The 15159-nt window shown below is 62.0% G+C and carries 7 protein-coding genes; 4 read left to right on the top strand and 3 right to left on the bottom strand.

What is annotated here, in order from left to right; translation table 11 throughout:
• Positions 1 to 3 precede the first annotated feature (3 nt).
• On the bottom strand, positions 4 to 1527 hold the full coding sequence (locus tag AC097W_RS03250; protein WP_479600878.1) for a circularly permuted type 2 ATP-grasp protein: 1524 nt from the start codon (positions 1525 to 1527) through the stop codon (positions 4 to 6).
• Between the two features lie 130 nt (positions 1528 to 1657).
• Complete coding sequence (locus AC097W_RS03245; protein WP_479601289.1) at positions 1658 to 4021, bottom strand: DNA internalization-related competence protein ComEC/Rec2; 2364 nt, start codon at positions 4019 to 4021, stop codon at positions 1658 to 1660.
• A 214-nt stretch (positions 4022 to 4235) separates the two neighbouring features.
• On the opposite strand from AC097W_RS03245, the gene AC097W_RS03240 reads away from it, so the two are divergent.
• Together AC097W_RS03240 and AC097W_RS03235 are read left to right on the top strand one after the other, a co-directional pair.
• Positions 4236 to 7871, top strand: coding sequence for a transglutaminase family protein (locus AC097W_RS03240; protein WP_479600877.1), 3636 nt, complete (start codon positions 4236 to 4238; stop codon positions 7869 to 7871).
• Positions 7872 to 7982: 111 nt separating this feature from the next.
• Positions 7983 to 9599, top strand: coding sequence for an STAS domain-containing protein (locus tag AC097W_RS03235; RefSeq protein ID WP_479600876.1), 1617 nt, complete (start codon positions 7983 to 7985; stop codon positions 9597 to 9599).
• A gap of 17 nt (positions 9600 to 9616) precedes the next feature.
• Here the strand turns inward: AC097W_RS03235 and AC097W_RS03230 are convergent, their stop codons facing one another.
• A complete protein-coding gene (locus AC097W_RS03230) occupies positions 9617 to 11425 on the bottom strand; it encodes a sensor domain-containing diguanylate cyclase (protein ID WP_479600875.1) in 1809 nt (602 codons plus the stop codon).
• Between the two features lie 64 nt (positions 11426 to 11489).
• Between AC097W_RS03230 and AC097W_RS03225 the strand changes: the two genes are divergently transcribed.
• Positions 11490 to 14141 carry a circularly permuted type 2 ATP-grasp protein gene (locus tag AC097W_RS03225; RefSeq protein ID WP_479600874.1) on the top strand — a complete coding sequence of 884 codons (2652 nt, stop codon included), beginning with the start codon at positions 11490 to 11492 and terminating at the stop codon, positions 14139 to 14141.
• A complete protein-coding gene (locus tag AC097W_RS03220; protein ID WP_479600873.1) occupies positions 14141 to 15103 on the top strand; it encodes a transglutaminase family protein in 963 nt (320 codons plus the stop codon). Before AC097W_RS03225 ends, AC097W_RS03220 begins: the two co-directional genes overlap by 1 nt.
• The last annotated feature ends 56 nt before the right edge of the window (positions 15104 to 15159 follow it).

Genomic DNA, 15159 nt, shown 5'->3' with positions numbered 1-15159 from the left:
CCTTCAGGATTGGGATTGCGTTGAAGTGGCAGCAAGAGCGATCGGGGCCACTGGGGCCACAGGCACTGCGTCGTCTTCAAGAATCCAGGTATCTTTGGTGCCGCCACCTTGTGAGGAATTCACCACCAACGAGCCGTCTTTCAGCGCCACACGGGTCAGGCCGCCCGGAACCATTTGCACCGTCTTGCCGCTGAGCACATAGGGGCGCAAATCGATATGGCGCGGTGCGATGCCGCTCTCCACAAACGTGGGGCAGGTTGACAGGCTGAGGGTTGGCTGGGCGATATAGCCGGCGGGGTTGGCCAGAATGGCTTTGCGGAAATCTTCAATCTCGGCGGTGGTGGAGGCCGGGCCCACCAGCATGCCGTAGCCACCCGCACCATGCACCTCTTTCACCACCAGGTCTTTCAGGTTGGCCAGGGTGTAGGCCAGGTCATCCTTGTTGCGGCACATGTAGGTGGGCACGTTGTTGAGGATGGGTTTTTCGCCCAGGTAGAACTCAATCATCTTGGGAACATAGGGGTAAATGGACTTGTCGTCCGCCACCCCGGTTCCCACGCCATTGCAGATGGTCACATGGCCTGCGCGGTAGGCGTTGAGCAGGCCGGCACAGCCCAGGGTAGATGTGGGCCGGAACGCAGTGGGGTCCAGAAAATCGTCGTCCACCCGGCGGTAAATCACATCCACACGCTTGGGGCCGCGCGTGGTGCGCATGTAGACAAAGTTGTCTTTGACGAAAAGGTCTTGCCCTTCCACCAGCTCCACGCCCATTTGCTGCGCCAAAAACGCGTGCTCAAAGTAGGCGCTGTTGTACATGCCGGGGGTGAGTACCACCACGGTGGGCTCAGCCGCAGTGGCCGGACTGCTGGCGCGCAGGGTCTCCAGCAACAAGTCGGGGTAGTGGGCGATGGGCGCCACGCGGTGCGCATTGAACAACCCGGGGAAAAGCCGCATCATCATTTTGCGGTCTTCCAGCATGTAGCTCACGCCGCTGGGCACGCGCAGGTTGTCTTCCAGCACGTAGTACTCGCCCTCCCCCTTGTCATTGGGGGCGCGCACGATGTCGATGCCCGAGATTTGCGAGTAGATGTTGTTGGGCACATCCACGCCCATCATCTCGGGGCGGAACTGGGCGTTTTGCTCAATCTGCTCTCGCGGAATGATGCCGGCCTTGAGGATTTCCTGATCGTGGTACACGTCATGAATGAAACGATTCAGTGCGGTGACCCGCTGCACCAGGCCTTTTTCCATGGTGGCCCACTCGTGCGCCGGGATGATGCGGGGAATCAGATCAAATGGAATCAGGCGTTCGGTGCCCGCGCCGTCTTCGTCTTTCTCGCCGTACACGGCAAAGGTGATGCCGACGCGGCGGAAGATCATCTCGGCTTCTTCGCGCCGCTTGGCCATCATGTCGCCGGGCTGGCGCGCCAGCCATTCGTCGTAAATCTTGTAGTGATCCCGAACCTGCTTGCCATGCGTAAAAAACGCGTACGGCAGGCTGGTGTACATCTCGTCAAATTTCCGCATACATCACCCTTTTGAAACTCTGCGGGACTGGCTGCTGCACAGCTCGGCCCCAGGTTGTTATTGACTTAGCAAGGTTCGCGCCACACCACGCAAATGACCACGGCACCAATAAGGCAACGGCACAGCACCACTATGGCACACGATGATGCCAGTACCGCTGCGCCTGAATCCGGGCGCACGCACTGTTTTGAGGCTTTTGAGGCTGCCACGACTGCCAGGTAAACGCACCACAATGAGGCGAATCCACCACCGCAATATTGCGCTCCAGGTAGCGCGCCAACACGGATGGCGCCGGGTGTCCAAAACGATTGCGGTAGCCCGACTGCACCACGGCCCGCTGCGGTGCCACGGCATCCAGAAAAGCGGCACTGCTGGACGTCTTGCTGCCGTGGTGCGGCACCAGCAATACGTTGGCTTTCAACGGCGCACCCGACGCCACCAGCCGCGCCTCTTGCGCCTGCTCAATATCGCCCACCAGCAAGGCCACCTGACCGGCCGCAGAAATACGCAGCACGCACGACATGGCGTTGGATTTGGCCCCCGCGTCATAGTCAGCGGCTTGTGGATGCAGCACCTCGAAGGCCACGCCATCCCACTCCCAGCGCTGCCCTGCCACACAGCGCTCGGCCGGACGCAGGGTCTGCAAGGCGTTGTCGGCCTCAATGGAACTGAGCAACACGGCCTGCGGCTGCATGGCCAGCACAGCGGACGCGCCGCCGACGTGATCCATATCCCGGTGGCTGAGCACCACCGTGTCCAGTCGGGTGTGCAGCGCCTGCAACAGCGGCACCAGCACGCGGTGGCCTGCATCACTCTCCAGACTGAAACGGGGGCCAGCGTCGTACAAAAGCGCATGGTGGGCGGTGCGCACCAGCACGGCGTTGCCCTGGCCGATATCCGCCGCCAGCAACTCAAACTGCCCGGGTGGTGGCAGCGGTGCTTGCCACAGCACAACCGGCAATAACAAAGGCAGGCCCAACACCCGCAGGGTCCAGGGCAGAGGCGCCACCAGCAACACGCCGCCCAGCACACCCGCCACGCCGGCCCATAGCGGCGGCATGGCCACGGAGATGGCAGCCCAGGGCCAGCTTGCGAGCCACTGCAAAACCCCCATCAACCAGCCGATGGCCCCAGCCGCCACATCCCACAGCACCGGTACCAGCACGCCCAGCATGGCCAGGGGCGTAACCACCAGCGTGATCCACGGTATGGCCAATGCGTTGGCCACCAGCCCCACGACCGACACCTGGCCGAACAACAACAGGGTCAATGGCGTCAGCGCCACCGTGATGACCCATTGCTCACGCAGGTTGGAGAGAATGTGACTCTTTAAGCCTTTTGTGCCTCTAGCCCCCGTGGCTACTGCGCTAGCCGCTCCTGAATCCGTAGCAAACAGCACGCCAACGGCGACAAAACTGAGCCAGAAACCCGGCTGCAGCAGGGCCCACGGGTCGCTGGCCACCACCACGGCGCAGGCCAGCATCCAGACGTGAGGCCAGGGCCAGCGCGCGCCCGACAGCCGCAGCACGGCCACCGTGGCCAGCATCAGGCAGGTGCGCTGCGCGGGCACGCCCCACCCCGAAAACACGGAATAGGCCGTGGCCAGCAAAACGCCGCCCAGCAAGGCTGCGCTGGGTGCCGGCAGCGCCAGGCACAAACGCCCGGAGCGCCGCCACAACCAGCCAATGGCCAAGGCCGCACCCCAGGCGAACATCGTGATGTGGAGGCCTGAAATGGAGACCAGATGTGCGACACCGGTGGCTCGGAACACATCCCAGTCGATGCGGTCGATGGCATTCTGGTCGCCCACTACCAAGGCCGCGATCATGCCGGCAAAGGGCCGCTGTGCCACGCGCGCAAAAATCCGGTCCCGCACCGTCTGGCGCGCCAGCGCAACCGGGTGGCGCCAGGTTTGCGCCAGCCGCACCGGCACCGGGTCCTTGGCGGTTGCCCGCACGTAGCCCGTGGCTTGCACGCCCTGCTCCCACAACCACAACTCGTAATCAAATCCATGGGGATTGCGGCTGCCGTGCGGCGCCTTGAAGCGCAGCGTCATTTGCCAGCGCTCACCCGCTTGGAGGTCGTCGGGCAACCGGTTCAGCCCCAGCAAGGCTTCGCCGGTTGCATAGGCACCGCCATACCAGCCCACATCCATCCGTGGCGGCACGCGCTGGGTTTGCCCATCCAACTGCGCCGACTCCACCTCCAGCCGGAACCGCAAACCCGCTTCATTGCGCTGCGGCAGGGTCGCCACCACGCCGGTCACCAGCAGGTCACTGCCCTCCAGCGCGGGGGCCAGCGCGTCGCTCTCGTAAAACGACGCACGCAAGCCCGTCACCCCGAAACCCAGCAGCGCAAACACCACCAACGCCATTCCAAGGCGTGCGGCGATTGCTATTTTTTTAGTAGCTATCAGCGCATAGAGCACGGGGGCTAGAAGCACAAATGATGCATAAACCAGCCAGGGTGACAGCTGCGATTGCTGCAACTGCATCGCGGTACCCGCCACAAAACCCAGCAAGGCCGGGAACAAAATCCGGGCCAATCCTGAGGGAAGGTAAGAAACAGCGTGCACTGAACCCATGCTAACCCGTCACCACGCCCCATTGACTCAGCAAAAACCCATGGCGCGGGAATTGCTTGTTACGATTCAAACCATGCGGCACCCGCCAGCTATTGAAATTTATTGAGCCCAACCGAGACAACCCATGTCCATTCATGCTGCGCTGAACCACGTTACCCACTACACCTACGACCGGCTGGTCAACCTGGGCCCCCAGGTGGTACGGCTGCGCCCCGCGCCGCATTGCCGCAGCCACATCATTTCGTACTCACTCAAGGTCGAGCCCGCCGCTGGACACTTCATCAACTGGCAGCAAGACCCGTTTGCCAACTACCAGGGCCGCCTCGTCTTCCCCAACAAGACCAAAGAATTCAAGGTCACTGTGGATCTGGTCGTGGAGATGGCGGTCTACAACCCATTCGACTTCTTTCTGGAGCCCTCGGCTGAAGAGTTTCCTTTTCAATACGCACCCCTGCTGCAGGAAGAGCTGTTGCCCTACCTGCTGGCCGATGCCCGCACGCCGCTGGTCGAGGCCTATCTGGCCAGAATCAACTACACCAAGCGCCGCACCATCGACTTTCTGGTGGACATCAACCAGATGCTCCACAACGACATCAAGTACCTGATCCGCATGGAGCCCGGCGTGCAAACGCCCGAAGAAACGCTGACCAAGGGCTCCGGCTCCTGTCGCGACTCGGGCTGGCTCCTGGTGCAGCTGCTGCGCCACTGCGGCCTGGCGGCGCGCTTTGTGTCGGGCTACCTGATTCAGCTCAAGCCCGACGTCAAGGCACTGGACGGCCCCAGCGGCACCGAAGTCGACTTCACCGACCTGCACGCCTGGTGCGAGGTCTATTTGCCCGGCGCGGGCTGGATCGGGCTGGACGCCACCTCGGGCCTGCTGGCCGGTGAGGGCCACATCCCGCTGGCCTGCACGCCGCAGCCCTCGGGCGCAGCCCCGATTGAAGGCAGCATGGACGAGTGCGAGGTGGAGTTCAGCCACCACATGGAAGTCACCCGCATTTTTGAGTCGCCCCGCGTCACCAAGCCCTATACCGAAGCGCAATGGCTTGACGTCATGGCGCTGGGCAATGCGGTCGACAAGGAACTGGTAGCCGGCGATGTGCGCCTGACCATGGGCGGCGAACCCACCTTTGTGGCCGTCAACGACCGCGACGCCGCCGAATGGAACACCGACGCGCTGGGCCCCACCAAGCGCGGCTTTGCCACGGCGCTGGTGCACAAGCTGCGCGCCGAATACGGCACCGGTGGCTTTTTGCACTTTGGCCAGGGCAAGTGGTACCCCGGTGAGCAATTACCCCGCTGGGCGCTCAACATCTACTGGCGCACCGACAAACAGCCCGTGTGGTCCGACCCCTCGTTGTTCACCGACGAGCGCGACCCCACCCACTACACCAGTGAAGACGCCCAGCGCTTCACCAAAACCCTGGCCAAACGCCTGGGCATGACCGACCAGTTTGTGCAGGCGGCTTTTGAGGACGCCTGGTACTACCTGTGGCGTGAACGCCGCCTGCCGGTCAACGTAGACCCGTTCAACTCCAAACTGGACGACGAAATGGAGCGCGCCCGCCTGCGCCGGGTGTTTGAGCAGAAGCTCGACACCGCCGTGGGTTACGTGCTACCCGTGAAGGCCGTTGAAAAGCCTGAGGTGTCGGGACCCAAATGGACCACTGGCCCCTGGTTCCTGCGCGACGAACGCATGTACCTCATGCCCGGCGACTCGCCTATGGGTTTGCGCCTGCCGCTGGACTCGCTGCCCTGGGTCAGCCAGGCTGATTTTCCGTACCTGATCGAGACGGACCCCAGCACGCCGCGGCAAGACTTGCCTGCGCACAGTGCCATGGCTGCACGGTACAGCGATCTTCCTGAAACCGGCGTATCGGCTCTGCCGGACTTTGGCGCAGCCGGCGGCGGCGTGCCTGCAAGCCCAGCCCCGACCCACACCCGCGGTGGCGTTCCCTACCTGAGCGGCAGCGGACGCGCACGGGAAGCGGCGCGCAAGTTTCAGAGTGCGCTCAAAAGCAAGAACGGCAAGTACAGCGCGAACGTGCTGGTGGCCGGGCCGGGACCTGTTCCGGTGCTCAGCGCCGCAACGGTGAAGGCGACGGTGAATCCAACCTACCCAGCCCAAATCGAGCCCGTGGATTTCGTGCGTGTGCCCGAGAAGCAGGAATCTGCCCATTGGGTGACCCGCACCGCCCTGTGCGTGGAAGTACGCGACCCGCGCCGTGCCAGTGGCCCCAAGGCCGAGGCCGTGGGCGAAAAATCTGGTGTGCTCTACATCTTCATGCCGCCGCTGGAAAAGCTGGAAGACTACCTGGACCTGCTGGCTGCCATTGAAGCCACCGCGAAGGAAACCGGGCTGAAGCTGGTGCTGGAGGGCTACCCGCCTCCCCGTGACCCACGCCTGAAATTGCTGCAAGTAACCCCGGACCCCGGCGTTATTGAAGTCAACATCCACCCCGTATCCACCTGGGTCGACTTGGTCAAAAACACCGAATTTTTGTACGACGCCGCGTTTGAATCGCGCTTGTCAGCCGAAAAATTCATGACCGACGGCCGCCACACTGGCACCGGTGGTGGCAACCATTTTGTAATGGGCGGCGCCACGCCGTCTGACAGCCCGTTTTTGCGCAAACCCGAGCTGCTGGCCAGCCTGCTGCTGTACTGGCACAACCACCCATCCTTGAGCTATTTGTTCAGCGGCATGTTTGTGGGCCCCACCAGCCAGGCCCCGCGCGTGGACGAAGCACGCAACGACCAGCTCTATGAGCTGGAAATTGCCATCGAGCAGATTTACGCCAACCGCGAACTCTACGGCGTGTCCATGCCGCCCTGGCTGGTGGACCGCACGCTGCGCAACATCCTGATTGACGCCACGGGCAACACGCACCGCAGTGAGTTTTCCATCGACAAGATGTACTCGCCCGATTCGGCTACCGGCCGCCTGGGCCTGCTGGAGCTGCGTGCGTTCGAGATGCCCCCGCACCCGCGCATGAGCATCGTGCAGCAACTGCTGCTGCGCGCACTGGTGGCCCGTTTCTGGAAAGCACCCTACAAAGCGCCCGCCACCCGCTGGGGCACCGAGCTGCACGACCGCTTCATGCTGCCCACCTTCATCAAGATGGACTTTGATGATGTGGTGGCCGACATGCAGACCGCAGGTTACGCCTTTGATCCGAGCTGGTTTGCGCCGCACGTGGAGTTCCGCTTCCCGATGGTGGGATCGGTCCAGTCCTGCGGCATTGAACTGACCCTGCGCAATGCGCTGGAACCCTGGCATGTGATGGGCGAAGAAGGCGCACCGGGCGGCACCGCACGCTATGTCGATTCATCGCTGGAGCGCATGGAGGTGCATGTGAAGGGCCTCAATGAGAGCCGCTACGTCATCACCTGCAACGGCAAGGCCCTGCCCCTGCAAAGCACCGGCACCGTGGGGGAGTTTGTGGCCGGTGTGCGCTACAAAGCCTGGAACCCGCCGAGCAGCCTGCACCCCACCATTGGCGTGCATGCACCCATCACCTTTGACATTGTGGACACCTGGATGAAGCGCTCGCTGGGCGGCTGCCAGTACCACGTCACCCACCCGGGTGGCCTGAGCTACGACAGCTTCCCGGTCAACTCGTACGAAGCCGAGAGCCGGCGCCTGACACGCTTCACCGCCATGGGCCACACCCCAGGGCTGATGAACATTCCTCCCGCCACCATCAACGTGGCGGGCAGCAAGGAGTTTCCGTTTACGCGGGATTTGCGACGGCTGTAGTACAGCCGCCCGCTGCCAACGCATGGAATCAGGCCCAGGTTCTGGCCGCTGCCGCACGTTGTAGACTGTGGCATGGAGCCAAAACAACCCACTTCCGGCTTGCTATCGAGGATGGCACGCCTTTTCCGCGAGTCCGAGTCGGGTCAGACTGACGCGCGCGAGTCCGTGCAGGGCCGCGGCGGCGAGGTAGAGAAGCACGCGCTGAAGACGCTAATTGAACGCAAGCGCAAGGATGACCATGTCCGGCGGCGTGAGTTCAACCATTTGCGCAAGGTGCGTGCACAGTCCCGGGGCGGCCGTGCGATTGGGACAGAGGCCTATGAGCGCACGTCGGTCTTTGCAGCAAGTTCGGGGTTCGATAGCAACGACCGTGCATCTACAGTGCAGAAGATTGACGCCATCGAAGCCCACATGATCCGAACTTGGGCAAAAGCCAGGGGCGCACCCGCCACTGTTCCACCGGTGCTGACGGAACGCTACACGGCACCAGGGGCGCTCCAGGCCGATGATGACCTTGATTTGGACTTCACCGCACTGTTGTCGAAGTCTGCCGCACTGGACACGGCTCCTGCAACGACGGTTCCCCCAGAATTGCCAGTCGCGCAGCCTGCGGTTCCGGAAACTGTGAACATCACAGAAGACGCTGCGGCAAGCCCCCTTGAAAGTGCCCTTCAAGACGCTGCCATGCGGTTTGCCGGGGGCGACAGTGTGTCAGCCGAGGCGGTGTTGCTGGGCTTGCTCCAGAGTGACAAAATTGATGCGGACGACGCCGATCGCCTCGCATTTGCGTTGTTTGACCTGTACCGTGCCACGGGGCAACAAGACGGTTTTGACGTGGTCGCCATGGACTACGCGGAACGCTTTGGCCGCTCGCCCGCCGAGTGGTTTTCTCTGCCGGAGATGCTGGGGCAACTTGCTGGGACGGCCGCGGTTACCGCGCCACCCCCGCCACTGGATGTGCAGGATCCGGACGCCGTTTGGGTCTGCCCAGCGGTTCTGGACGAAGCGGCGCTGGCCGCGCTCAGAGCCCGTTTTTCCGGCTCCAATAGTGCGTGGACGGTCGACTGGGGAGCGTTGTCGGAGATTGAACCGCTGGCCGCGTTGCCACTGTCTGACTTATTGGGCTACTGGAGTACCCATCCCGTCCATTTGCATTGGAGCAGTGTTGAGGCACTTTTGCGGGCTCTGGAATTGCACACGCCAGCCGACGACAACAGCGCAGACCCCTTGTGGTGGAGCCTTCGCCTGGATGCCTTGTGTATTCTCCAGCGCAGTGATGACTTTGAAAGTCTGGCGCTGGACTACTGTGTGGTCTACGAGGTATCGCCGCCCAGCTGGAAAGTCCCGCAATGCACTTTTGTTCAGGAAACTTCGCACAGCGCGTTCGCCAGCTTGGACGATGACCCCGCATCGGTGCTGCCATCGGACTCACCCGGCGTGCCAGCCCCCTATGTGACCTGTGAGCTAATCGGCATGCTGGAAGGCGAAGCCACCGAGGCGCTTGAGGGACTGCGCACGGCATCCCGTTCTGCCCCGCAGGTGATCGTGTCCTGCGCACTGCTGGGTCGGGTCGACTTCAGTGCAGCCAGTGCCATTCTGAATTGGGCCGCGGAGTGCGCCTCCGCGGGCTGCCAGATCCATTTCATTCAAACCCCCCACCTGGTAGCAGTATTTTTCAGGATGCTGGGGCTTGATCAGTACGCAAAAATATCCGTTCGGGCCAACTGACCCCGCCATGGGCGGGATCAGGGGAGAGGTTGCGCACCCGGATTGGCATTGAACAACTGGAACCGGTTGCGTCCGGCCTTTTTGGCCTGGTACATGGCATGGTCCGCATGACGCAGTAACTGCTGCGCGCACGCGCTATCACGGGGATACATCGCAACGCCCATACTGGCCGATACATAGAGCAGAGCGGCCCCCACCTTGACCGGATCTGCGGCAGCCTGCAATAGACGGTCCAGCACCGGTGCCGTGTCGTCCGCCTGTGCCAGATCCACCAGCACCGCCACGAACTCATCACCACCCACTCGCGCCAGTGTGTCGCCATCGCGCAGGGCGGCCTTCATGCGCTGCGACACGGCTATCAGCAATTCGTCCCCCACAGCGTGGCCGTGGTGGTCGTTGACGGCCTTGAAACCGTCCAGGTCCAGATACACCACTGCGATGGAGCCCGCACGCCGCTGCGCCTGGGCCATCGCCTGTTGCAGTCGGTCAGCCAGTAGCAACCGGTTGGGCAGTTGGGTCAGCGCATCAAAGTGGGCCATGCGTTCGAGGTGCTGCTGGTAATCCTTTATTTGCGTGATGTCACTGAACAGCGACACGTAATGCTGCAAGCGACCTTGCGCGTCTCTCACCTCGCTGATGTTCTGCAACTGGGCATACACCTCGCCGCTCTTGCGACGATTCCATATCTCGCCCACCCATTGGCCGTTGCGGGCCAGTTCGTCAAATAGCAAATCATAGAAGGACTTCTCTTGCCGCCCTGAACTCAGCATCCGCGGGTTGTGCCCCAGAACTTCCTCGCGGCCGTAGCCTGTTATCCGGCTGAACGCCGAATTGACATCGATGATCACTCCATCGGCAGTGGTCATCATGATGCCCTCCTGCGCATGCGTGAAGACGCTGGCGGCAAGCAGCGTGCTCCTTTCGGCCTGCTTGCGCCGGGTGATATCGCGGATGGAAACGTGAATGGCTGGCGCACCGTCGTAAACAATCGATGTACCCTGGACCTCCACGTCGATAGCGACCCCGTCCAGACGAAGAAACCGCGACTCCACCATGGGCTCGATGGCCAGGCTGGCGTTGATGCTGCGCATGCGCGCGGTCTGCTGGGCGCGGAAGTCCGGGTGAACGAGTTCGCTTGTCAGTTTGCCGACCAGTCCATGCGCGTCAGTCGCTCCAAAAACCTTGATCGCAGCCGAATTGACATACAGAATCGTCCCAAGCCGATGCACCAGAACCGGGTCAGGTGACCATTCCACCAAGGTCCGATACCGTTCCTCACTGTCCCTTAATTTCTGCGCTTCGGCGTCTTTTTCAATGGCAATGCTGGCCAGCGCAGCTGATTGGTCGATCAACGTCAGGTCCGCTGCAAGCGGCTCATGCCGGGTGCGGTGGTAGATGGCAAATGTGCCCAGAACTTTGCCGGAGGACGACCGAATCGGCTGTGACCAGCAAGCCCCCAGACTGGCTCTGGCGGCAAGGTCCCTGAAGTCCACCCAATAGGGATGGGTTGCAATATCTTCCACAATGACACATTCACCCGTGAACGCGGCGGTGCCGCAGGAGCCCACACCCGGTCCGATAGCAATGCCGACCAATGCAGAGTTATAAAAATCAGGGAGATGGGGAGCAAACGTTTTGCTGAAAGACGTGCCGTCCTCGCCCAGCAAAAGGATACTGCTCAACGCGTTCGGGCTGAGTTGCTCGACACCCGAGACGATGGATTCGAGGACCCTGGAGAGCGGCGCATTGCCTGCCAGCATTCCCAGAATGTGGCTGCGGAACTTTTCCGTTTGGTGGACCCGGTCCAGATCATCGTTGCCCCGCATCGTCGGCCTTGAAATGAATCGAGTCACGATGTTAGCCGATATGAACTCCAACAGGAATGGCGCAATGCCATTTGCGGCATACTTGACACCAGTGAAAAACGCCCCCGAATCCCCAATTTCCGAGACGGTTTTGCCCGTGACCGCGCAAGACCGGGCGCTGACTTCGCCTCTGGCCGTGGCAGGCCACTATGACGAGCTACGCGGACGAACCTCAACCGGTTCACCTCAGCCCGAATTTGCTACAAAGTTAATAGCGGACTACGCAAGTATTACGGGGGCTTGGGGTCAATTCTTTAAAAAATCAGAGGCCGACGGCCTGGGCGACCTGAACCAGCGCTCTGCCATTCTGGCGCGCCAGATCAGGGACAACGGCGTCACCTACAACGTGTATGCCGATGAAGGCGGTCCTCAGCGACCCTGGTCGCTGGGCCTTTTCCCACTCATCATCTCACCCCAAAACTGGCAAAAGATTGAGGCAGGTGTCACCCAGCGCGTGCGCTTGCTGGACAGGGTCATGGCGGACGTCTATGGCCCACAGGAATTACTGGTCCAGGGCCTGCTGCCTCCAGCGCTGGTGCAGGGTCACCCCGGCTACCTGCGCGCCATGCATGGCGTCGAGCCGGTGGGCGGCACCCACCTGCACATTGCTGCGTTTGACCTGGCCCATGGACCCGACGGCAACTGGTGGGTGGTGTCGCAGCGCACGCAGGCACCGTCCGGCCTGGGCTACCTGCTGGAGAACCGCCTGGCCGTGTCGCGGCTCTTTCCGCAGGCTTTCGAGAGCCTGCAGGTGCAGCGTCTGGGCGGCACCTACCGCGCGCTGATTGACAGCATGAAGCGCATGAGCCCGGCGGGTCAGGACGCGCACATCGCCCTGCTCACACCCGGCCCCTACAACGAAACCTATTTTGAGCATGCCTATCTGGCCCGCTACCTTGGCATCACGCTGGTGGAGGGCAATGATCTGATCGTACGCGATCAACGACTGTTCCTCAAGACACTGCGTGGACTGGTGCCTATTCACGGCCTGCTCAAACGATTGGACGACGAGTTTCTGGACCCACTGGAGCTGCGCGCCGACTCCACGCTGGGCGTTCCGGGGCTACTGCAAGTCATTCGCGCTGGCAACGTGCTGGTGGCCAACGCACCCGGCTCGGCGTTCCTGGAGTCGCCTGCGCTGTTGGGTTTTTTGCCCGCCTTGTCCAAACACTTGCTGGGCGAGGAACTGCAGCTTCCTGCGTTGCCAACCTGGTGGTGTGGTGAGCGTTCGGCGATGGAAGAGGTGTTGCCGCGGCTGGCCGACTGCGCCATCAAACCCACCTACCCCGGCTCTATAAACCATGGTAATTTTGATGCGGTGATGGGGCGCACGCTGAACCCGCGGGAGCTCGATGAATGGGCCGGACGCATCGTGCGGCAAAGCGACGACCACACGGTTCAGGCCTACGTGCCACTCTCCCAAATGCCAACCTGGCAAGACACAGGCATGGTGCCGCGCTCGGTCATCCTGCGGGTGTTTGCGGTGTCCGACGGTCCCCAGTCCTGGCGGGTGTTACCCGGCGGGCTGGCCCGTGTTGCCGGATCCACCGCCGAGATTGCATCCATGCAGTACGGTGGTAGCAGTGCCGACGTGTGGGCCATGACCACTGGCGCCGTGGACAAAACATCCTTGCTGCAACCGCCACTCACCCCGTCCGCGCTGGCCCAGCGCAAGCGACTGGTCACCAGTCGCGCGGCCGAAAACCTTTTCTGGCTGGGCCGCTACACCGAGCGGGCCGAAAACTCGGTGCGACTCGCACGATTGACACTGGAGTGTCTGAGTGGCGAAGACCAGTCGTCGCCTCCCTTGCTGGCCTGGTTGGGCCGCATGGCCCTGAACAACACGCTGGTGCTGCCTGGCGTGCCCGCCCTCACCCCCGTACCGCAGGCGCGCCGGGTGTTTGAGCGCTCGCTGATCGCCAGCCTGGGCAGCACCGACCAGGCTACCAGTGTGGGCTATATCCTGCGGGCAGTGCGCCTTGCCGGGGCATCGGTCCGCGAGCGGCTTTCCCAGGAACACTGGAATCTGATGCAACGGGCTGAAGAGAGTTTTTTCAGCAGCTGCTCGGCACATATGGACAGCGGCGACTATTCGTCGATGGAGGCCCTGGGCACCCTCAAAGCGGCGAGCGACCATCTGGCCGCCATCACCGGTTTGCAGACCGACCGAATGACCCGTGACGACGGTTGGCGCCTGCTGAGCATTGGTCGCCATATTGAACGCCTTGGTTTTCTGTCTACTGCGCTGCGGCTCGGTTTTGAGACCGGCTCCATCCACCACGACGGCGGGTTTGAGGCGATGGTGGCTTTGTTTGACAGCACCATTACCTTCCATGCGCAATACCAGCAGAGCCGGGATGTTGCCGCGCTCATCGACTTGCTGGTGCTGGACCGCGACAACCCCCGATCCCTTGGCTGGGTGGTGCATACGCTGCGTGGGCGGCTTGCCAAGCTTGCGGGGAGCCAGCCCGACCAACTCGGTTTGCTGTCGCACAGCGTACCCGACCCTGACCAGTGGCGCCTGGAGCCTCTGTGCGAAGCCGATGCTGACGTTACATTCAATGCGCTGGACCAATTGCTGGAAGACTGCGGCCAGGCGGCCTATCACGTCTCGGAAGAAATTGGTGCCACCTACTTCACCCATTCAGGCGATGCTGGCCTGAGTCTGGGGGCCTGATGAAGCTTCAGATCACCCACGAAACCTGCTACGACTACGTGCCCGCGGTAAGCATTGCCCAGCACGTGGCGTACCTGCAACCGCTCAATACAAACACCCAGCAGCTGCTGAGTCACAGCCTCTTGGTGCAACCCGAACCCGCGCAGCAAATTGCGATGCAGGACGTGTACGGCAACACGCGCCAGTTCTTCTCCCTGCAAACCGCCCATACCCAACTCAAGGTGGTGGCACGCAGCATCGTATCCACGCAAGCGCGACCCATGCCCGAGAGCTTGATGGCCTGGGAGGATGTGCGCGAGCGCTTTCGGTACTCCTCCAAAGGGACATTTGATGCGGCAGCCGAGTTTGTTTTTGCCTCACCCTACGTGCCACGCCACGCCGATTTCACCGCCTATGCACGACCCAGTTTTGCAGCCGGTGTTCCGTTGGTATCGGCCGCGCGGGACTTGATGCAGCGCATTCACCGTGATTTCACCTACGAGAGCCAAAGCACCCAGGTCAATACCCCGGCACTGGAGGCCCTGGCGCAGCGCAAGGGGGTGTGCCAGGACTTTGCCCACATCATGATTGCCTGCCTGCGGGCCTCTGGCCTGCCTGCCCGTTATGTAAGCGGTTACCTGCTCACCCACCCTGCTCCCGGTCAAGAGCGGCTGGTGGGCAGTGATGCATCCCATGCCTGGGTTTCGGTCTACCTGCCCGATTTGCCCGTGGGCAACCGCTGGTGCGACTTCGACCCTACTAACAACCGTGACGGCTGGGGCACACCTGGCGAAGACTACGTCACCCTGGCCCTTGGCCGGGACTATGCCGATGTGTCGCCCATTCGCGGCGTGATCCATGGTGGAACCAACCACACACTGAACGTGGGCGTCACCGTGGAACCGTTTCTCGACTACAGCTCGCCACGCCAGGGGATGAGCCAATCTCAAAGCCAATCACAAAGCCAGGGCGCTATCATTTAAATAGCTGCCTGCGCATTTTCCACGGGGGCTAGAGGCCTCTTCACCATAAATTTACT

This window comes from Rhodoferax sp. GT1R46 (assembly GCF_056521285.1).
The sequence above is the reverse complement of the archived record's forward strand: the minus strand, read 5'-3'. Positions and strand labels throughout refer to the sequence as shown.